The organism is Epilithonimonas sp., from assembly GCF_032055105.1.
Taxonomy (GTDB): Bacteria; Bacteroidota; Bacteroidia; order Flavobacteriales; family Weeksellaceae; genus Epilithonimonas.
Window position 1 is genome coordinate 170346 of sequence record NZ_DAMBRK010000003.1, and the last position, 21815, is coordinate 192160.

Sequence of the window (21815 nt, forward strand, 5' to 3'; positions counted from 1 at the left end):
TCGAATCTTGCATCTATAAAATGAACAAAAGAATTTTCGTAGAAAAAAGAGGAATTTTCGATGTAGAAAGTCCAAAAATTTTTGATGAAGTAAAAGCGGTCGTTCCGTCTATCCAAAGCGTAAAAGTATACAACGTTTACGATATTTTTGGATTAAACGGTGGTGAATTCGAAAAAGTGGTCAACAGTACTTTCGTAGATCCCGTTACGGATATTTTAATCGAGGAAAATCCTGCACAAGGAACCCATTTCGCATTAGAATTTTTACCTGGACAGTACGATCAGCGTGCAGATTCTGCGCAACAGTGTATCGCTTTATTGACTGAAAATGAGAGGTCTAAAGTAAGAAGTGGTAAGTTAATCGAGTTTGAAGGAGTTTCAGAAACCGATTTAGTAAAAATCAAAGACCTTCTAATCAATAAAGTAGAATCTCAGGAAAAAGATTTATCAGTTTTAGATATTCCTGCGGAAGAAACACCGTCAAAAGTGATTGTTCACGAGGGTTTCATCAATTTTGACGATGCTCAATTGGCTGAATTCTTCAACAATCACGGTTTTGCTTTAGGTTTAGATGATTTGAAATTCATTCAGGAATATTTTAAATCTGAACAGAGAAATCCTACGGAAACGGAACTTAAAGTTTTAGACACGTATTGGAGCGATCACTGTCGTCACACAACGTTTGAAACAGAATTGTCAAATATCGAATTTGAAGGACAGTTCAAACATACATTGGAAACTATTTTCAATGATTATATCGAAAAAAGAAAATTCTTAGGTCGTGAATTGAAGCCTATTTCTTTGATGGATTTGGCAACGGTTTGCGGAAGATATTTTAGCAAGACTGGAAAACTTGAAAACCTTGTAGTTTCAGACGAAATCAATGCTTGTACAATTCAAATTGAAGCGGAATACGATGGTAAAAAAGAACCTTGGTATTTGCTATTCAAAAACGAAACTCACAATCACCCAACCGAAATTGAACCGTTTGGTGGTGCTTCAACATGTTTAGGTGGTGCAATTAGAGATCCTTTGTCTGGGCGTTCTTTCGTTTTCCAAGCGATGAGATTAACGGGAGCTGCAGACGTTTTGGAATCTGTTGATAAAACTTTACCAGGTAAATTACCACAAAAAACAATCACAAAACAAGCTGCAAACGGATATTCTTCTTACGGAAATCAAATTGGTTTAGCTACTACAATGGTTTCAGAAATTTATGACGAAGGTTATAAAGCAAAAAGAATGGAAGTTGGTTTCGTTGCCGGAGCGGTTCCTGTAGATTGGGTAAGACGTGAAAAGCCTGAAGCTGGTGATTCTATCATCATTTTAGGTGGCGCAACTGGTCGTGATGGTGTTGGTGGAGCAAGCGGAAGTTCAAAAGAACAGGACGAAACTTCAATCCATACGATGAGTTCTGAAGTTCAGAAAGGAAATGCGGTTGAAGAGCGCAAAATCCAGAGATTGTTCAGAAATCCTGAAGTAACGAGATTGATTAAAAAATCAAACGACTTTGGAGCTGGAGGTGTTTCTGTAGCCATCGGAGAAATCGCTGATTCTTTGGAGGTTAATCTGGATGTTTTACCTTTAAAATATGAAGGTTTAAATGGAACTGAGCTTGCAATTTCTGAATCTCAGGAAAGAATGGCAGTTGTAGTTGAACCAAAAGATAAAGAAAAATTCATCAAATTCTGTGAAGCTGAAAATATTGTAGCTGTTGAAGTTGCAAAAGTGACAGACTCAGGAAGAATGCAGATGTTCTGGAAAGGGGATAAAATTGTTGATCTTTCAAGAGCGTTTTTAGATACAAACGGCTGTTCAAAAAGTCAGGAAGTTAAAATTACTCACCTTAATGAAGTAAAAGAAGAAACTCCTGCATTCAATGAAGAAAATTTCTTAAAAATATTAAGCGATAAAAACGTTGCTTCTCAAAAAGGTTTGCTGGAAATGTTTGATTCATCGATTGGTGCGACTACGGTTGCGATGCCTTTAGGTGGAAAATATCAGCAGACTTTGATGGAAGGAAGCGTTCAGACGTTGCCAATTATCGGAGCAAAAGATATCGAAACGGTTTCTTTGGCAAGTTGGGGATTTGATGCTGAAATATCTAAGCAAAACTCATTGTTAGGAGCATCTTACGCAGTTGTTGAAAGCGTTGCGAAGATTGTTGCGATGGGTGGCGATTATAAAAATATCAGATTCAGTTTCCAGGAATATTTTGAGAAATTGGGTCAGAATCCTGAAAAATGGGGGAAACCTTTGGCTTCTTTATTGGGAGCTTATGATGCTCAAATTAATTTCGGTTTGGCTGCCATCGGTGGTAAAGATTCAATGAGTGGAACGTATCAGGATTTGAATGTTCCGCCAACTTTGATTTCTTTTGCTTGTGCGAATGGAGAAAAATCAAACATTATCTCTCCTGAATTTAAAGGTGAGGGAAATAAGGTATATTTCTTCAATCACATCGCTCAGGAAAACGGACTTCCGAATTATGATGCTTTAAAAGATGTTTATGAATTCATTTTCGAAAATATCAAAGCCGGAAAAATCGTTTCAATAAAAACGGTTAAAGAAGGTGGAGTTGCAGTTGCTTTAGCAAAAATGAGCTTCGGAAACAGATTAGGTGCTGAAATTACAGTTGATGAAACGGCTTTATTAGCTAAAAATATCGGAAGTTTAATCATCGAATCTACTGAAGAATTAAGTTCTGTTAATCTTCAATTAATTGGTGAAGTTAAAAATCAGGAAAGTCTGAAAATCAATGATTTTTATTTTGAAATCAAAAAATTACTTGAGGCTAATACGAATACATTCGAGAATCTTTTCCCAACTGTTGAAAAAGAAAAACTGACGGTTGTAATTGATGAGAAATTAAACTCAATCAACCCAAGAAATATCATTATCAAAAAACACGGAATCGCTCAGCCAAAAGTATTCGCACCGGTTTTCCCAGGAACCAACTGTGAATATGATACGCTGAATGCTTTCGCAAAAGAAGGTGCCGTTATCAGCAGTTTACCTTTAAACAACATCAATCACCAATTGTTGGATGAAAGTATTGATGCGTGGATCGAGGAAATAAAAACTTCTCAGATTTTGGCTTTCTCAGGAGGTTTCTCTGCAGGTGACGAACCGGATGGTTCTGCAAAATTCATTGTAAACGTGTTGAAAAACGAAAAAATGAGAAATACAGTTCACGAATTGTTAGACAGAGACGGGATGATTATTGGTATCTGTAACGGCTTCCAGGCGTTGGTGAAGTCAGGATTGCTGCCTTACGGAAGAATCAAAGATTTGGATGAAAATTCTCCGACGTTGGCTCACAATGCCATCAGAAGACATATTTCTCAAATGGTTGATGTGAAAGTAGTGAATGACGAATCGCCTTGGTTAAAAGGAATGAAAGACCAGGTCTTCACAATTCCAATTTCTCACGGAGAAGGTCGTTTTATGGCTTCGGAAGCTGAAATTCAGAAGTTGTATGAAAACGGACAGATTGCCACACAATATTTAGACTTAGAAGGAAATATCGCTCACGGAATGCCGTTCAATCCAAATAATTCATTGTTCGGAATTGAAGGTATCACAAGTCCAGACGGAAAAATCTTCGGTAGAATGGGACACCCGGAACGTTTTGCAGAAGGTTTAATGAAAAACATTCCAACTGCGAATTATCACAATATATTTAAAAACGGAGTTGAATACTTCAAATAAACAATAAATAAAACCTCATAGATTCCTTTATTCTATGAGGTTTTTTAATATTGATTTAACAAATAAGTTCCTATTTTTGTATCATTATAATTAAAAAAAACTAACCGAAGAACATTCTTCTGAACCTAAAAAAGAAATCAAAAGAATAGACGCGAAATACATTTCGCACGAGATTCAGCACCTTTTACATTTTGACAAAGGTTTTCCTTATACTTTGAAAGAACTTTTGATTCTACCTGGAAAAGCCTGTCAGAGAATATCTCCGAGAGAATCGATAAAAGTATGTAAAACCAATTGTTTTTTTGGTTTTTTCAGCGGTTATTTACACTTTAATTATCCATTTTTTTCATATTGAAGTTTCGATTTTTAACATCAAAGGTTTTTGGTAAAACATCAGAATGGCAAAGTAATCTTGATACTGATGCTGTCAATAACTGGATAGATTCTCATCTCAGTCATTCTGCAATGTTAATTGGATTTTTTATGGCATTTTGGACGGAAATATTTTTTTTACAAAAAAGGTTATAATCTTTTTGAAATCTTTGTACTATTATCTTACATTTTTGGTGTATTTTTTTATTTCAACTTTAGTTTTTTATTAATTGGAAAACTATTTAATTTATTTATTATCGCTCAAATTGGAATATATCTGGTTCAGGTTTATTTTGTATGGGCAATTGGGCAATTCTTTGGAGAAAAGAACTTTTTGAATTATGTTAAGAGTTTGATTTGTTTATTTTTAGGAATTGTTACTTACAAATATAGTTTAGTTCTTTTGGCTTATCTAATTAATTTGTTTTAAATGAAAAACGAAATCAATAATAAAAAAATGACTGTCATCAATGGCGGTCATTTTTCAAATTTAGAAGGTTTTTACGAAGAAATTTCTCAACTTTTCATGAAAGATGAAGACTGGAAAATCGGAACTTTAGATGGTTTCGATGATATACTTTACGGCGTTGATTCTGATATTACTTGGAAAGATTCTCAGAAATCTAGAGAAGATTTGGGTTTTGAATCAACCAAAGAATTTTACGAAAATAAAATCCGAATGGGGAAACCTTTTAATGTCGAATTAATTCAAAAAAAACTGGATGATTTGATGCGTGGAAACGGACAAACTTTATTCGAAATTTTAGTTGAAATTATAGAATCGCATCAGAATATTAAACTAATTTTGGACTGATTTAAAACAAAACAATGAACAAGATGATTTATGGATTATTCTTCGGAGACAGCATTACTTACGGAGAATATGATGGCGTTTTTGGAGGCTGGATTGATATTCTTAAACGATATGCTTTGCAGAAATATAATGAAGGTAGTAACGAATTAATTCTTTTCAATCTCGGAATTGGTGGCGAAACAACGGAAGGTTTGCTCAAAAGAATTCCGTACGAAATGAAAGCCAGAAATTCCACTGATGGGAATATCATTTTTCTTGGTTATGGCGCCAATGATTTAGCAAAAAAAGAAGAAACTCAATTGGTAAATCCTGAACAATTTAAAACTAATATTGAAACTGCTGTTCAAAATGCAAAGCAATATTCCAAAGACATCTATCTTGTAAGTATTCTTCCTATTTCAGAAAACATCGATTCCGAAGTTTCTCCAACTGGAAAAGTGAGAACCAATGAAGATGTTTTGATTTATAATCAAATCCTTAAAAACATTGCAAGTGAAAACTCATTAAATTATATTGATTTTCATTCTGTTTTCTTGCAGGATAAAGAGATTTTACTTTCCAAGGACGGCGTTCATCCTAATGAAAAAGGTTATGGAATGATGGCTGAAATTGCTATTCCAATTATTGAGAAATATCTTTAAAATTTACTTTTTAACGCAAAGGCACAAATTATTTACTAAAAGACATTACAATTTTCAAGGCAGAAAGTTTTTAACTTCGTTAAAAGTTAAAATCTCCAATTTTCTTTGCGACTTAACACATTTTTAATAGTATTAATTTTTGCGACTTTGCGATAAAAATAATTCTGTAAAAACAAGTTTAAATATTTTAAAAGCAAATAATCCTCTTTGAAATTTCAGAGAGGATTTTTTGTGAATTACTTTTAGCACAATCTTTGAATTATTCCAAAAAATTCAAGATTATGAGTACGGTTAATGTAAAGACAATGGTGTTAAAAATATTAAAATGGATAGGAATCAGCATTGCTTCTATCCTATTTCTAATGTTCATTATTCCGATACTTTTTCCTGGAACAATTTCTCAACAAGTAAAGATTTTTGCAAATAAACATCTTGCAGGAGAATTGGATTATAAGAAAACGCATTTGACTTTTTTTCGTCATTTCCCTTCTCTCACGGTTTCCGTAGACGATTTTATCTTGAAAGGCTCGAAACCATTTGAGCAAGATACATTGCTAGCAGCAAAAGATGTTTCTGTAGGAATCAATTTGAAAAATCTAATTTTTGACCAAGAAATTAAAATTGACGAAATTTATGTAAATGATGCAACAGCCAATGTTTTTGTCAATTCTAAAGGTGAAGCCAACTATAACGTTTACATTTCCAAACCTTCAGAAAAACCAAAAGATACAACTGGAGCCGGAGCTTCTATTAAATTGGATTTAATCAAACTGAAAAACTGGAATATCAAATATAATGACCACGCAGCCAACCTTTTGGTCAACGCTAAAGGTCTTAATTACACTGGAAAAGGCGGATTGAGCGAAGATATTTTCGATTTAGAAACCGACTTGGATATTGATAAAGTTGATTTTGCTTTGAACCGAATCTGGTATGCACAGCAAAAAACACTTCACGCCGATTTGATTTCAAGAATAAATACCAATGCGTTGACTTTTGTACTTAGAAAAAATGAGTTGAGAATCAATGAACTTCCTTTGAAATTCACAGGATTTGTGAGTATTCTGAAAGATGGATATAACCTGAATATCAACGCTGCTTCGGAGAAAACGACAATTAAAGATATGTTGTCTGTGCTTCCGCCTCAATATTTATCTTGGGTAAAAGACACGAAAATCGAAGGAAATAGTGATTTATTTTTTAGTCTGAAAGGACGATTCAGTGAACCTAAAAATTTAAAACCTGATTTGAAAGCAAGTTTGAAGGTCAATAATGGTTTCGTTTCCAATAGCAACGCACCGGTTCCCATGAACAATCTGAATATGGATTTAAATGTCGATTTGCCTTCGTTGGATACTGAGAAACTCCTACTCGATTTGAGAACTTTAAGTTTTGATTTAGGAAAAAACAACAATTTTCGAGCTGTTGTAAAAACCCAGGGATTGAACGAAATGAAAATTAATGCCAACATTAACGGTGCTGTTGATTTAGCAACTTTAGACTCTGCGCTTGGTTTGAAAGATATTGAACTGAAAGGTCTTATGAATACAGATATCGTATCGAATGGAATTTTCAGTCTGGATAAAAAATTATTTCCAAAAACTAAAGGTTATTTCAATCTGAAAAATGGCTGGCTGAAAACCAAATATTATCCAAATCCAATCAAAAACATCAATATTTTAGCGAATATCCATAATACCGACGGAACTTTCAAAAGTCTAGGTGTGAAGCTCGATCCTTTCAAATTTGACTTTGAAGGCAATCCTGTTTTCGTAACTGCAGATTTACAGGATTTTGAAGATTTATTATACAAAGTCAGAGCAAAAGGTGTTTTGAATGTTGGTAGAATTTATCAAGTCTTTGCTAAAGAAGGATTTGATGTCAGCGGATTGATTATGGCAGATTTATCCTTGAATGGTCGACAAAGTTATGCGACAACAGGACAATACAGCAAACTTGATAACAGAGGAAATTTAATTCTCAAGAATATCAAAGCCATCACAGAATATCTTCCGAAATCATTCTTTATCAAAGAAGGAAATTTTGAATTTGAGAATGAAAAAATGTGGTTCAGAAAATTCTTTGCGACTTACGGAAAATCCGATTTTGCTTTGAATGGATATTTACTGAATACCATTAATTATTTCATCGAAAGAAAAGGAACGTTGCACGGGAAATTTCATCTGAAGTCCAATTACATTTTGATTGATGAATTTATGGCGCTGAAAGAAGGTGATAACAAAGACAAATCGCTTTCTGTGGAATATGCCAAAGAAGAAAATCCGAAAAGTAGCGGCGTTGTCATAGTTCCAAAAAATCTGGATGTTGCTTTGGAAGCTGATGCTAAAAAAGTAGAATTCAAAGGACTTGGTTTGAACAATCTTTTGGGATTAGCTTCGGTAAGCAAAGGCGAAGTTTACTTGAAGAATACAAGTTTTGACATTATCGGAAGTAGAATGAAAATTGATGCAAGATATCAGGACGAGTCACCTATCACAGCTAATTATGATGTTGCTCTGAATGTTGCAGACTTCAATGTTCAAAGAGCTTATAAAGAAATTGATATGGTGCGTGAAATGGCAACCGCAGCGAAAGATGTGAAAGGAATTGTGTCTCTGGATTACAAACTGAAAGGCGATTTTGATGGCAATATGAAACCAATTTATCCATCATTAGAAGGTGGCGGAAACGTAAATCTGAGAGACGTGGAAGTCAAAAACCTGAAAATGCTTTCGACGATTGGCGATAATATTGGTGCCAATGCTTTTGATAATCCGGATATGAAAGGCGTGGATATTAATACAACCATCAACAATAATCTGATTCACGTGGAGCCTTTTACCTTCAAAGTTTCTGTTTTGCGTCCTACAATTAGTGGAACAACTAGCTTCAATGGTTTATTGGATTTCCGAGTGAGAGTTGGATTACCACCGGCTGGCTGGATTGGATTCCCGATTGTAGTCACAGGTACGCACGAGAAACCGAAAATCAAAATCTTCAGCAAAACTGGTCAAGGTATTATGGAAGCCTTGTATAATACCAAATCCAACAAAGTTATCCGAGAAGAAAAACGAGCCGAGAAAAAATCCCGAGCACAACAACGAAAGGAGAAACGCGCTCAGGAAAAGAAAGCCGAAAACGCAGAAAAGCAGATTGATAAAGATTTGAAGAAGAAATAAAATATTTTAAGTTTTTAATATAACTGATGTAATTTTTATCAAAATACCAATAATAAAAAATCCGAAGAAAATTATTCTCCGGATTTTTATGCTTATAGATAATTTTAAAATTTAAACAAAAGGTAATTTCACCACTTTCGCAGGAATGTCCTTATTTCTGATTCTGATAAAAATTTCTGAACCTAATTTGAAGTTCGGTTTATTAACATAAGCTAATCCCAATCCTATTTTTTTCATTGGAGACATTGTTCCGGAAGTTACTTTTCCGATGATATTTCCTTCTGCGTTCACTACTTCATAATCGTGTCTTGGAATAGCTTTTTCCTGCATTTCGAAACCAACCAATTTTCTGGAAACACCTTCCGTTTTTTGATTTTCCAAGAATGTTTTGTTCACAAAATCTTTATCGAATTTCGTAATCCAACCTAATCCAGCTTCCAGCGGAGAAGTTGTATCATCGATATCATTTCCGTAAAGACAGAATCCTTTTTCTAATCTCAAAGTATCTCTGGAAGCCAATCCACAAGGAATCAATCCAAATTCTTGTCCAGCTTCTGTCAAAGCATCCCAAAGTTGTTCTGCATATTTGTTATCAAAATAAACTTCGAATCCACCACTTCCTGTATAACCTGTGTTGGAAATAATCATATCAGAAAAACCAGCCACAGAACCGATTGTGAAATGATAATACGGAATTGCTGACAAATCTGTCTCTGTCAATTTCTGAAGAATCTCAGTCGCTTTTGGACCTTGAATTGCAATTAATGACATCTCATCAGAAGCATTCGTCATTTTTGCTCCGAATTTCTCATTGTATTTTGCAATGTGATTCCAGTCTTTTTCAATATTGGAAGCATTTACAACCACAAAATATTTTTCATCCTCGATTTTGTAAACAATTAGGTCATCTACAATTCCGCCAGTTTCATTCGGAAGGCAAGAATATTGTGCTTTTCCGTTTTCCAAAGCATCAACATTATTGGAAGTCACAAATTGCAACAAGTCTTTTGCAGAAGGACCTTGGATGAAAAATTGTCCCATATGAGACACATCAAAAATTCCCGCTTTTTCGCGGACAGCAAAATGTTCTTCTGTAACTCCTGAATATTGAACAGGCATCTCGAATCCTGCAAACGGAACGATTTTGGCGCCTAGAGAAACGTGTTTATCGTATAAAGCGGTTTTTTTCATTTTAAAAAGGAAGATTTATTTAGTTGCGCACAAATCTAAGAATTAGTTTTGAGTTATGGATTATGAGTTTTAATTGGTTTTTTAGTAAAATATAAGAATATGCTCATCGAAATAACTACAAACAATATGTATAATTCTTTGGTAGATTTCTCATCATTCATTTTATGAATCCTATCAATTGTATAAGCTTTTGATTTAGCAATCTTTTTAAGTTCAGAAATGGAATTAGAATTTTCAATCTCCATAATTTGTTCTCTTTGAAAAGCCTGATTCTTTACCGGAACAATATCAATTTGATAAGTATTAATCACAAATAACCATCCCAATAAAATCATTAAGCAAATAAAAATCAATCGTCTAAGAATTTTCATAAAGTTTTTCTTCAAAAATAAATATTTTTAAAATACAAGCTGATAAATATTGGTTGAAGTCCATTAGCAATTTGGTTATCTTTGCAGTTCAACTTTAAACCTTGAACATTAAACCTTAAATCAATTATGAGCGATATAATCCTTTGTCCAAAATGCCAATCCGAATTCACTTACGAACAAGACAATCTTCAAGTTTGTTCTCAATGTTTCCACGAATGGGATCCTGCAGAAGTTTCAACGGAAGGTAAAATTTTCGATTCTCTGGGTAAAGAATTGCAAAATGGAGATTCTGTAATTGTTATCAAAGATTTGCCTGTAAAAGGCGCTCCAAAACCTGTAAAAGCAGGAACCAAAGTTAAAAACATCAGACTAAGACCAGACAGCGACCATAATATCGATTGTAAAATTGACGGTTTCGGTTTTATGGCTTTGAAATCTGAGTTTGTGAAAAAAGCCTAATCATCAAAGACTGTAAAATATAAAAGTCGCGAAGATTGATTCTTTGCGACTTTTTACTTTATTTATAATTCAAATATTTAAATAAAAAAGGAAAGTTTTGGCAGGGTAAACTTTCAAAGACTTTGATTGCGAATGCTAATTTCGGTCTTTAGGGGCAGAAAGAGAATTAACCAAAAATTTCCTATATGCTTTCGTTTAGCAAAATTAGAAAATTTTTACAATTCAACAAACTGAAAATGTATAAGTTATCCATATTTTATTAACAAATTTTAAAATAATTGGATTTAAAATTTTAAAAAGACAGTTCCTGAAATAGAATTTGGAGTGTAAATCACAATCGATTTATCATTAATCTTAAGTCTGTTTCTGTAATGTAAACCTGCAAAAAGGCTTTCCAAAACAGTCGCTTCTACTCCATTTTCCGCAATGTTTATCTGATGTGGAAAATAGTGTTTCTTAGAAAGATCGAATTGGTTTTTCTCTTCATCTGTAAAAATATTGACTTCACCTAAAAGCTTCGCAACATAATCGTTGTAAGGATTTTCGTAAGTTGCTTTCGGAGAATCATTCTGAATCAATCGCCCTTGTTGAAGAACTACAATTTTGTCTGCCCAAGGCAAAACTTCTTCCAGATTATGCGTTGAAATCAAAAGACTCATATTATTTTGTCTCACATAATTGAAAAGTTTATCTCTCAATTCAAATTTGCGGGAAAAATCCAAATTACTAAAAGGTTCATCCAGCAACAACATCTTTGGAAGAATTGCCAAAGCTCTGGCAATTGCAACTCTTTGTTGTTGTCCACCACTCAGATTTTTCGGAATCACTTTCGCATATTCTGTAAGTCCAACAATATCTAATAATTCTTCGACTTTTTCTTTTTTTGATTTTAAATTGATGTTAGAAATGTATTTTCCAACGTTATCGTAAACAGTTCCGTAAGGCATCAAATCATAATTCTGAGCAACAAATTTCATCTGCGCTTCGCCAGGAACAAGATTACCTTTTGGTCCGAAAAGTTTTTGTCCATCAAAGATAATTTCTCCATTTTGCCAATCCATCAAACCATAAATGAGACTCAATAAAGTTGATTTTCCACAACCACTTTCACCAGCCAAAGCGATGATTTGACCTTCATCTACATTCAGATTAAGATTTTGAAATAAGGTTTTATCGGCCTGATAATTGAAATACAGATTCTTAACTTCTAGCAACATTTTTAAAAATAAGATTTTAAACTCGTAATAATTTTATTACTTTAGCAAAGTACGGAAAAGTAACTAATAATTTAAAATATTTGAAGTGAAATTGCACCGCGATTCTACTTCTATTCTGAAAAATCTCCTGATATGAAAAAAGCAACTTTGATATCCGCATTATTCATAATATCTGCCTCAGTTTTGGTAATATCGTGTGGAAAAGACAAACCTGTAACCAGCGAAAGTAATGAAGTTTTGACGACAACAGATGGAAAAATCTACGCTGTTGATACATTAAATAGTAAAGCGGAATGGAAAGGTTTTAAAGTTGTGAAGTCTGACAACACGAGTCATATTGGAACTTTGAAGTTTGAAAGCGGAGAAGTAACCGTGAAAGACAACAAGCTTGAAAGCGGACAATTTGTGATTGATATGACTTCTATCAAGAATGATGATTTAACCGATTCTGAAAGCAACGGAAAACTGATTGGACATCTAAAAAGTGCTGATTTCTTTGATACAGAAAAATTCCCAACTGCTTCTTTTGAAATTACAAAAATATCCGAAGCGCCTGCTGGCGGAGATTACAATACGATTCTTGACGGAAATCTAACTTTGAAAGGAATCACAAAACCTGCAACTTTCAATGCTAACGTAAAATTGAAAGATGGCGAATTGAGCATCGCAACAGAACCAAAAGATATCAACAGAGATGAGTTTGGGATTGTTTTTCAAATGCCTGCTGCTGAAGGTTTGATTAAAAATGAAATCAATGTTCAGATGAAAGTTAAAGCGATTGAGAAAAAATAATCGGTTTAAGTTTAAAAATACAAAACCCCTTCAGAAATTTTGAAAGGGTTTTGTATTTTAGAAAAGTTTAATATCTATTTCTCATAAACCAAATAACCATAAGCTGGTAAATTGATATCAGAACCTTTGATTAATTCAACCTTATTCTTTGTGAAAATGTTCTTATAACTTCCCACAGAATTGTCGTCTTCTAGTTTGAAATTAACAGCATCTTTTGAAGTATTAATTAAAACCAAAACTTCGCGGTCACCATTTTTTCTAAGATAAGCCAAGATTTTGTCATTCGAAGTGGTGTTAATCCAAAAAGTCGTAACAGCTGGGTCGCCACCTCTTAATGCTGGATTTTCGGATTTCAAAGCAAATAGTGTTTTGTAGAAATCTTCCAATTCATATTTTCCGTTCCAAGGAATCGAATCTTTTTCGAAAAATTCCAGACGCTTAGCTTTCATTGGCAATTCCTGGCCATTGTAAAGTAAGGGAACACCATTCCAAGTCGCCGAAAAAACAGCTAAAGCAGGCGCAAAATCTCCATATTTCTCATATTCGGTTCCGTTCCAAGAGTTTTCGTCGTGATTGCTTGTAAACCAAGCTCTCATAGAGTTATCTCCTATTTTGGAATATTGTTCCAAAAGATTTTTCAAATCAGAAAGTGGAAGATTTTTCTTGTAAAAGTCTTCGGAAAGATGCATCCATTTCCAACTGTAACTTGCATCGAAAACTTTACCATAATCCGGATTTTCTAACTCATCAAATTCTCCTAAAAAGAAAAGTGGTTTCAGTTTTTCAACTTCGGGTCTTGCTTGTTGCCAGAAATCAACTTCTACCCAGCTTGCCAAGTCGCATCGGAATCCATCTATATTGGTTTCTTTTACCCAATACTTCATAGCGTCAATCATTGCAAGACGCATTTCTTTATTAGAATAATCCAGTTCGATGATATCATCCATTCCGCTGGCTTTATGGAAACTTCCGTCAGCATCCTTCAAGTAATATTCTGGATGAGATTTTGTCCAAACATGATCCCAACCTGTATGATTCGCAACCCAGTCGATAATGACTTTGAATCCCATTTTGTGAGCTTCATTTACCAAATGTTTGAAGTTTTCCAAAGTGCCAAATTCCGGATTGATGCTAGTATAATCATATGCCGCATATTGGCTACCCAAGCTTCCTTTTTTGTTCAGCTGAGCGATTGGTGTGATAGGCATAAACCAAAGTGTTTCCACGCCCATTTTCTTAAGCCTAGGAAGTTCTTTTTCGAAAGCTTCAAAAGTTCCTTCTTGTGTGTATTGTCTAACGTTAACTTCGTAGATATTGGTGGTGCGTTTCCATTCTTGTGGGTTTTCCATTGTATGATTCTGGGTTTTACAGGATAATAATAATGCGGCAATTGCCGGTAAAAGAATCAGCTTTTTCATTGCTAAATTTTTAAAGTCTATTCTGTAAAAGTAATGAAAATAAAAAATCTTGAAAAGTATAGGCTTGTTAATGTTTGATTAAAAAGCATTACGTCTTAAGTTCTCCCTTTTTTTATTAATTAATCTTATCAAAATAAAGAAACTTTGCAATTAAAAAAGAAAAAGCCCGAAAAAAAATCGGGCTTTAATATATTTTAGAAAGAATAATATTAATCTTCATCGTCTTCTTCGAAAACGTCGTTGTATCCTTCGTCTTCGTCATCATCGTTGTAATCGTCATCTTCGTCTTCAAAACTACTTTCTTTGAATTCTGAATCAAAATCTCCAAAATCATCATCCATAAAAGATGTAGCAGAACTTTTACTTTTACCATTGCTTGAAGAGCCCGTTTTGCTTGGTGCTTTCAATGGAACATTCCCGAATCTGTAAACAGTAAGTGGATAATTAACAGCTGTTTTTTCATCTACAATTTCCAACAATTCACAGAAAAACTCCCAAAGTTCTATAAATCCATATTGGAATCTCATTTTGCTTCCAACAGCTGGGAAACCTTCTGGCAAGTAGATATCGGACATTATTTCGCCATCGCCGTCATCGCTCATATCTTCTAGAGGAACAGCATTTCCTTCATTCCACTCATCATCAGAAAAATAAAAAGAAGACAACTCTTCACCAGGAAGGTTGAAAGCACTTTTTATGCCCAGATGAAGATTCCAAAGTGTTTGTTTTTCTTTTACCTCGATGTCTCGGAAGATTGTTTCTTTGGCGTCTAGAATTACTCTAACTTTATAAACCATTTTCGTTTTACTTTAAACTTTATATTACCTTGATTAATGTTGCAAATATAAAACAAATGAAATTTCAGAAAAGTTTCTTGGAAATTTTTTTTCAAAAAAGTTTTGTTTAAATTCAGCGCATCGGTGGGTGTCTATCGATGTATAAAAGAGGGTTTATTTTTTTTGTTTTTTCTAAGAAAGGTTTTGATAATTTGAATTTAAATTTAGTTCCTGAGAGATAAACACTTTCTACAGAAATCGCTTGTTTATGAGCTTCCATAATGTGCTTAACAATAGCTAAACCAAGACCAGAACCACCTTCTTTTCTGTTTCTACTGGATTCCACACGATAGAAACGTTCAAAGATTCTTGGCAGGTTTTCAGGTTTTATTCCCATACCGTTATCTTCCACAGAGATGTGTATGCTTTTCATCCCTTCTCTTGTCGAAACAATGATTTGAGCCTCTTCTCGGTTAGCATATTTCACTGCGTTAGAAATCAGATTGATTAAGACTTGAGAAACTCTCTGCTTGTCTGCAAAAACCAAAAGCTGAGATTGCGTGGTCTGCAGCTGCATTGTCATAGAATGTCTTTCCGCTTCCATTTCCAGAAGGTCAAAAACTTCCTGAATTAAATAATTAATATCAAAAGTCGAATACTTCAGTTCAATCTGTCCCGCTTCAAAACGGTTAATCATATCAAGATCTTTCACTATATTAAGGAGTCTTTCAACAGATTTATCGATTCTTTCAAGATATTTGTCTCGGATATTAAGATCTTCCACACCACCATCGCGCAAGGTTTCTATATAACCTTGAATAGAAAAAAGAGGCGTTTTGAGTTCGTGAGAAACATTTCCGATATATTCTTTTCGGTAGTCTTCCATCTCTTTCATCATATCGATTTCGGCATTTTTCTGATTCATCTCGTGAACTTTTTCACCAAGTTCTTTGAAGCCAATATCTGTATCAAAATCGTGAATAATATCTTCTGGAAGAATATTGGTGATTCTCCTAATCTGATTCTTACTATAAAAACTGAATAGAAATTCTAAAACAAAATAGTTAACAATGAAAACGAACCACAATGTAAAGATTAAGAAGTAATTGAAATCTCTGGTCTTGAAGAAACTATCGCTGGAGTAGAATTCAAAAATCATTACAACACCACCAACTACAGCAACCAATAGAAAGGATGCTGCGACAGATAACCAATTGACTTTTATCGAATTTCTAAATTTCATTTCAAAAAAAAGATTTTCTTTATAGAAAATCTTAAACTACTAATTTATAACCTATTCCTTTGAGGGTTTGTATCGTATTGATACCCAATTTCTCCCTTAATCTTCTGATGTGAACGTCAATCGTCCTTTCGCCAACGATAACATCATTACCCCAAACTTTTTCAAGGATTTCTTCTCTTTTGAAAACTTTCTCTGTATTAGAAGCTAAAAGATATAGCAAATCGAATTCTTTTTTTGGTAATAAAAACTCTTCTTTACCTTTAGAAACCTTGAAATTATCTTTATCAATAATCAAATCTCCAAGTTCTATATAATTTGAATTTTCCTGAGAATTAGCACCCATTTGTAATAATGCGGCTACTTTGGAAACAAGAACTTTGGGTTTGATTAGTTTTACAATATAGTCATTAGCACCAGCTTGATAACCTGCTAGTTGTGAGAATTCTTCACTTCTTGCAGATAAGAACACAATCAGAGTTCTTTGTAATTCTTTGATTTTGCGAAGGTCCTGACAAGTTTCGATTCCGTCTTTCTCTGGCATCATTACGTCTAACAGAATAAGGTCTGGCAAGATTTCTTTTGCCTTTTCAATTCCCTCATTTCCGTTTCCAGCAGTAAAGACCTGATAACCTTCTTTTTCCAAATTATAAGAGATGATTTCCAAGATGTCCTGCTCATCATCAATTAAAAGGATTTTTTTACGATTCATTTCGATTTATTAATTATCCCAAAATTAAAAAAAATTGAACTCTATATCACTAAATGTTTAAAGTTCACACAAATTTAACATTTATAAAATAAATAATTGATGTTTTGAAATCATTTTTGACAAGAATAATTCTATGCTTTAATTAGAATTTATAGGTTTCATTTTTGAGGAAATTAAGTTAAATTTGCACCTCACTTTTCAGAATTATGGAAGAAGAAGAAAAAAAATCACTCAATTTTATAGAACAAATCATAGAAGACGATTTGGAAAACGGCTTAGGAGCGGATAAACTTAGATTCAGATTTCCGCCGGAACCAAACGGTTATCTTCACATTGGTCACACAAAAGCAATCTGTATCAACTTTGGTTTGGGGCAAAAGTATAATGCGCCTGTTAACCTTCGTTTTGATGATACCAATCCTGCAAAAGAAGAGCAGGAATTCGTTGATTCTATCAAAGCTGATATCGATTGGTTAGGTTTCAAATACGATCAGGAATTATATACTTCAGATTATTTTGAACAATTATATATTTGGGCTGTTGAATTGATTAAGCAAGGAAAAGCTTATGTAGATGAACAATCTTCCGAAGATATTACGGCACAAAGAAAGAATCCTTTTGAGCCAGGAATCGATTCACCTTTTAGAAATCGTCCTATCGAAGAAAGTCTTGAACTTTTTGAAAAAATGAAGAACGGTGAATTCGAAGAAGGAACGATGAGCTTACGTGCAAAAATCGATATGGCTTCTCCTAATATGAATATGCGTGATCCTGTTATGTACAGGATTTTGAAAAAACCGCATCACAGAACAGGCGAAAAATGGAAAATTTATCCGATGTACGATTGGGCACACGGAGAGTCTGATTATATCGAGCAAATTTCGCATTCATTATGTTCATTGGAGTTTGAAAATCACCGTCCACTTTACGAATGGTATCTTGACCAAGTTTATGATAATGAAAGTGTTGCGCCAAAGCAAAGAGAATTTGCAAGGATGAACGTTTCTTATATGGTAACTTCCAAAAGAAAACTTCAAAGATTGGTTCAAGAAGGTGTTACAACAGGTTGGGATGATCCAAGAATGCCAACTATTTCTGGATTGAGAAGAAAAGGTTACACGCCAGCTTCAATCAAAAACTTCATTGAAAAAGTTGGAGTTGCGAAACGTGAAAACTTAATTGATATTCAGTTGCTTGAATTCTGTGTTAGAGAAGACCTTAATAAAGTAGCTACCAGAGTAATGGCGGTTGTAAATCCAGTTAAATTAATCATCGAAAATTATCCTGAAGATAAAGAAGAATGGTTGGAAACTGAAAACAATCCTGAGGATGAAAATGCCGGAACAAGACAAGTGCCTTTCTCAAGAGAAGTTTACATCGAAAGAGAAGATTTCAAAGAAGAAGCTGATAAGAAGTTTTTCCGTCTGAAATTGGGTGGAGAAGTTCGTTTGAAAGCTGGATATATCATCAAAGCTGAAAGAGTTGAGAAAGATGCTGATGGCGAAATCACAACTATTTATGCGACTTATGACGAAGATTCTAAGTCTGGAAGCGGAACCGAGGCAAGTCTCAGAAAAGTGAAAGGAACGTTACATTGGGTTTCTGCAAAACACGCTTTGCCAATCGAAATCAGAACTTACGAAAGATTGTTCACGACAGAACAACCGGATGCTGAGAAAGAAGTTGATTTTATGGAGTTTGTGAATCAGGAATCTTTGAATGTTTCTTATGGATTTGCTGAACCAAGTTTAAAAAATGCAACTTTGGATGACCATTTCCAGTTCCAGAGAATCGGTTATTATAAGAAAGACAGAGATTCTTCTGATGAGACTTTGGTATTCAACAGAACGGTTACACTTAAGGACGGTTATAAGCCTTAATTAAAATAAAAATCCATTTCAGATTTTGAAATGGATTTTTTGTATCATTGTTACAAAACGTCTCTGATTTCCTCATTCTTCTGGAAAGTCGCTTTTGCAAACGGGCAAAGCGGAATGATTTTAAGATTATTATCTCTAGCAAATTCTACAGCTTTATAAACCATTGCTTTTCCAACACCTTTCCCGTTGTAAGCTTGTTCTACTTCCGTATGGTCAATAATGATTTTATCGTTTCCAGCCCAGGAATAAGTCATTAATCCAGCTTTTTGTCCGTCAAAATTTGCAGTAAATTCGCCCTTTGTTTCCCAGTTATGTTGTGTTACTTCTAGCATTTTTAATTGATTTTGGTTAAAATTTCTATATCGTTTGTTAGTGTTTTATGAATTGGGCAGGCATCAGCAATTTTGAAAAGCCTATCCTTAATGTCTTCACTTATTTCAGTATTTCCGAAATCAATAACTCTACAAAATTGAGCTGTTTTGGTTTGAGGATAATTCTCCAAATCCACTTCTACATTGATAATTGGGATTTCCCAGCCTTTTCTGTCGATGTACATTCTCAGTGTTGCTGCTGTACAACTTGCAAGAGAAGTGGCTAAAATCTCAAATGGATTGAATCCTTTGTTTCCGCCACCTTTATCAACAGGTTCATCTGTTATGAGTGTATTTTCTCCGGCTATTACTTCTGTGTAATATTTTTCTGTTCCAAGACTTGCTTTTACTTTTACTCCCATTGATTAAATTAGATTTTTGAATTTTTCGATTTTAGAATTGATTTCGCTCAATAATTCTGGATTGATGATACCATTTTCTTGGTCAAAATTTTCATAGAACTTGGGAAGAGAAAATGTTTCCTTAATATCCGCTCCAAAAGCTGGAAAAAATTTAGAAGCTTCCGCCATTACATTTCCTCCACCATAACCTCCAGGAGAAGTTGTCATCAGAAACATCGGTTTATCTTGAAAAACTTTCACATTGATTCTGGAAGCCCAGTCAAATATATTCTTAAAAGCGGCACTGTAAGATCTGTTATTTTCTGCTAAAGAACAGATGATGACATCGGCTTCTTCTATATTTTTCAAAAATTGATAAGCTTCTTCAGGAAATCCATTTTTTTCTAAATCAACAGAAAAAACGGGCATCAGATAATCATTAAGGTCAATCAAATTGATGTCTTCTATAGGAAAACTTTTCAGAACAAATTTCACCAATTGTTTATTAATTGAAGTGGATGAGTTGCTTCCAGCAAATGCAAATATTTTCATAGTTTGAAATTTTTATAAAGTTAATCATTATTTGATTTCAAAATTATACAAAGCAGATCATATAGAAATTGATATAAGATATGTTTATAAATATTTAAATTTTACAAAAAAAATCCTGTAAAAATAAAATTACAGGATCAGGAAAGGTTAAATTCCTTATGGATAAATTGATGTTCTCTTGGTTGATCTTCTGCATTTCTAAGCATCTTTTTGTAATTTAAAATTTGGGATTGTGTTTTTGCCCTATTTGGTATCTTGTACAATCTTTTGTAATTTGGTACTAATTCATCATTTGTTTTTAAATTGAAACTATCCAAGTTTTGGCTAAGCTATTAACCGATTGAAAATAAGACTCCAAGAACTTCTTATCATCAGTTATCAAATATTTTTGAAAGTAATCCTGAGAAGTAATTCATTCTTTTCTAGAGTCGTCTGTTAGATTTTCTAGTGATTCTAAGTCTTTTAATTGATTTTTTATAAATGTAAGATTCTTCCGATTAACAAATTCATTATAAAAAAACGCACCTATAATTAATTCAATCAGTAGGTTTTAGCTTTTTTTGCCTGTATGTATTATCAAAGTTACATTATAAAATATAAATTTATTAAAGCTTTTTAATGTCTTTTAATAAACTTAAAGCGACTCTATTTTAATAGTATTCCTTATAAAAATAACAAAAAATCCTGCAAAATTCAATTTACAGGATTTTATTTATTATGCGATATATAATTTATTACAACGTTTTAAATTGCTCCAACATTCTAATATCATTCTCAAAAAACATTCTGATATCGCTCATTTGATAAAGAAGCATTACGATTCTCTCGATTCCCATTCCAAAAGCATAACCGGAGAATTTATCCGAATCTATGTTAACATTTTTAAGAACCGCTGGATCAACCATTCCACAACCCATGATTTCTAACCAACCTGTTCCTTTTGTGATTCTGTAATCTGTTTCAGAATTCAGTCCCCAATAAACATCAACCTCTGCACTTGGTTCTGTAAAAGGGAAGTAAGAAGGTCTCATTCTAATTTTTGACTTTCCAAAAAGCTCCGTTGTGAAAAACTGAATCGTTTGTTTCAAATCTGCAAAACTTACATTTTCATCAATATAAAGTCCTTCAATCTGATGGAAAATACAGTGTGAACGAGAAGAAACCGCTTCGTTACGGAAAACACGTCCTGGAGACAAGATTCTCATCGGCGGTTCGTTATTTTCCATATGTCGGATTTGTACAGAAGATGTATGCGTTCTCAACAAAACATCTGGGTTTTGCTCAATGAAAAACGTGTCCTGCATATCTCTTGCTGGGTGATATTCTGGTAAATTTAATGCGGTGAAATTATGCCAATCATCCTCAATTTCCGGTCCGTCTGCAACAGCAAAACCGATAGATTTGAAGATATCGATGATTTTATTTTTAACAAGATTAATTGGATGACGAGAGCCTAACTCCAAAGGAAAAGCTGGTCTTGTAAGATCTTCTTTTTCAATAATTATAAGACTTTCCGAAGACGATTTTACTTCTTCAAGCTTTTCGTTGACAGCATTTCTTAAAATATTGATTTTCTGTCCAAAATCTTTTTTCTGTTCATTCGGGATTTGTTTCAATGTGTCGTAGAAATCATTCATAATTCCTTTTTTTCCATTGAATTTCAATCTAAATTGTTCAATCTCATCCTTTGAGGAAGATTGGAAATTTTGTACCTCAATCAGCAGGTCATCAATTTTTTCTAGCATTATTCTTTATAAAAAATAGACTACAAAAGTACGA

18 protein-coding genes are annotated in these 21815 nt (G+C 33.7%); 7 read left to right on the forward strand and 11 right to left on the reverse strand.

Annotated elements, in window-relative coordinates:
- Positions 1-20 precede the first annotated feature (20 nt).
- The 4 genes from RTY06_RS03605 to RTY06_RS03620 all read left to right on the forward strand — a co-directional run bounded on the left by RTY06_RS03605 (position 21) and on the right by RTY06_RS03620 (position 8716).
- Complete coding sequence (locus RTY06_RS03605) at positions 21-3710, forward strand: phosphoribosylformylglycinamidine synthase (RefSeq protein WP_312822879.1); 3690 nt, start codon at positions 21-23, stop codon at positions 3708-3710.
- Between the two features lie 802 nt (positions 3711-4512).
- Positions 4513-4896: a ribonuclease inhibitor gene (locus RTY06_RS03610; RefSeq protein ID WP_312822881.1), complete on the forward strand. Its 384-nt coding sequence runs from the start codon at positions 4513-4515 to the stop codon at positions 4894-4896.
- Positions 4897-4910: 14 nt separating this feature from the next.
- Positions 4911-5537: a GDSL-type esterase/lipase family protein gene (locus tag RTY06_RS03615; protein WP_312822883.1), complete on the forward strand. Its 627-nt coding sequence runs from the start codon at positions 4911-4913 to the stop codon at positions 5535-5537.
- A 281-nt stretch (positions 5538-5818) separates the two neighbouring features.
- Positions 5819-8716: an AsmA-like C-terminal region-containing protein gene (locus tag RTY06_RS03620; RefSeq protein ID WP_312822885.1), complete on the forward strand. Its 2898-nt coding sequence runs from the start codon at positions 5819-5821 to the stop codon at positions 8714-8716.
- A 111-nt stretch (positions 8717-8827) separates the two neighbouring features.
- Here the strand turns inward: RTY06_RS03620 and gcvT are convergent, their stop codons facing one another.
- Together gcvT and RTY06_RS03630 are read right to left on the reverse strand one after the other, a co-directional pair.
- On the reverse strand, positions 8828-9907 hold the full coding sequence (gene gcvT / locus RTY06_RS03625) for a glycine cleavage system aminomethyltransferase GcvT (protein WP_312822887.1): 1080 nt from the start codon (positions 9905-9907) through the stop codon (positions 8828-8830).
- Positions 9908-9960: 53 nt separating this feature from the next.
- A complete protein-coding gene (locus tag RTY06_RS03630) occupies positions 9961-10278 on the reverse strand; it encodes a hypothetical protein (protein WP_312822889.1) in 318 nt (105 codons plus the stop codon).
- 126 nt (positions 10279-10404) lie between these two features.
- Here RTY06_RS03630 and RTY06_RS03635 point away from each other — a divergent pair, with 126 nt between their 5' ends.
- Positions 10405-10737, forward strand: a complete 333-nt coding sequence (locus tag RTY06_RS03635; RefSeq protein WP_312822890.1) for a zinc ribbon domain-containing protein YjdM — start codon at positions 10405-10407, stop codon at positions 10735-10737.
- 284 nt (positions 10738-11021) lie between these two features.
- On the opposite strand, the gene RTY06_RS03640 is transcribed toward RTY06_RS03635, so the two are convergent.
- Positions 11022-11954, reverse strand: a complete 933-nt coding sequence (locus RTY06_RS03640) for an ABC transporter ATP-binding protein (protein WP_312822891.1) — start codon at positions 11952-11954, stop codon at positions 11022-11024.
- A 132-nt stretch (positions 11955-12086) separates the two neighbouring features.
- Here RTY06_RS03640 and RTY06_RS03645 point away from each other — a divergent pair, with 132 nt between their 5' ends.
- Positions 12087-12746 carry a YceI family protein gene (locus RTY06_RS03645; RefSeq protein WP_312822893.1) on the forward strand — a complete coding sequence of 220 codons (660 nt, stop codon included), beginning with the start codon at positions 12087-12089 and terminating at the stop codon, positions 12744-12746.
- Between the two features lie 74 nt (positions 12747-12820).
- Here RTY06_RS03645 and RTY06_RS03650 read toward each other — a convergent pair whose 3' ends face one another.
- The 4 genes from RTY06_RS03650 to RTY06_RS03665 form a co-directional block, all read right to left on the reverse strand.
- Positions 12821-14164, reverse strand: coding sequence for an alpha-amylase family glycosyl hydrolase (locus tag RTY06_RS03650; protein WP_312822895.1), 1344 nt, complete (start codon positions 14162-14164; stop codon positions 12821-12823).
- Positions 14165-14373: 209 nt separating this feature from the next.
- A complete protein-coding gene (locus RTY06_RS03655) occupies positions 14374-14961 on the reverse strand; it encodes an IS1096 element passenger TnpR family protein (RefSeq protein WP_312822896.1) in 588 nt (195 codons plus the stop codon).
- 112 nt (positions 14962-15073) lie between these two features.
- On the reverse strand, positions 15074-16183 hold the full coding sequence (locus RTY06_RS03660; RefSeq protein WP_409450823.1) for a sensor histidine kinase: 1110 nt from the start codon (positions 16181-16183) through the stop codon (positions 15074-15076).
- Between the two features lie 31 nt (positions 16184-16214).
- Positions 16215-16892: a response regulator transcription factor gene (locus RTY06_RS03665; RefSeq protein ID WP_027382525.1), complete on the reverse strand. Its 678-nt coding sequence runs from the start codon at positions 16890-16892 to the stop codon at positions 16215-16217.
- Between the two features lie 206 nt (positions 16893-17098).
- On the opposite strand from RTY06_RS03665, the gene RTY06_RS03670 reads away from it, so the two are divergent.
- On the forward strand, positions 17099-18772 hold the full coding sequence (locus tag RTY06_RS03670; RefSeq protein ID WP_312822898.1) for a glutamine--tRNA ligase/YqeY domain fusion protein: 1674 nt from the start codon (positions 17099-17101) through the stop codon (positions 18770-18772).
- 50 nt (positions 18773-18822) lie between these two features.
- Here the strand turns inward: RTY06_RS03670 and RTY06_RS03675 are convergent, their stop codons facing one another.
- From RTY06_RS03675 to pheS, 4 genes are all read right to left on the reverse strand, one after another.
- Entirely contained in the window at positions 18823-19104 is a 282-nt protein-coding gene (locus tag RTY06_RS03675) for a GNAT family N-acetyltransferase (protein ID WP_312822900.1), read from the reverse strand.
- 2 nt (positions 19105-19106) lie between these two features.
- Complete coding sequence (locus RTY06_RS03680; RefSeq protein WP_312822901.1) at positions 19107-19505, reverse strand: OsmC family protein; 399 nt, start codon at positions 19503-19505, stop codon at positions 19107-19109.
- 3 nt (positions 19506-19508) lie between these two features.
- On the reverse strand, positions 19509-20036 hold the full coding sequence (locus RTY06_RS03685) for an NADPH-dependent FMN reductase (RefSeq protein WP_312822903.1): 528 nt from the start codon (positions 20034-20036) through the stop codon (positions 19509-19511).
- Between the two features lie 734 nt (positions 20037-20770).
- Positions 20771-21781, reverse strand: a complete 1011-nt coding sequence (gene pheS, locus RTY06_RS03690; protein ID WP_312822905.1) for a phenylalanine--tRNA ligase subunit alpha — start codon at positions 21779-21781, stop codon at positions 20771-20773.
- Positions 21782-21815: the final 34 nt, after the last annotated feature.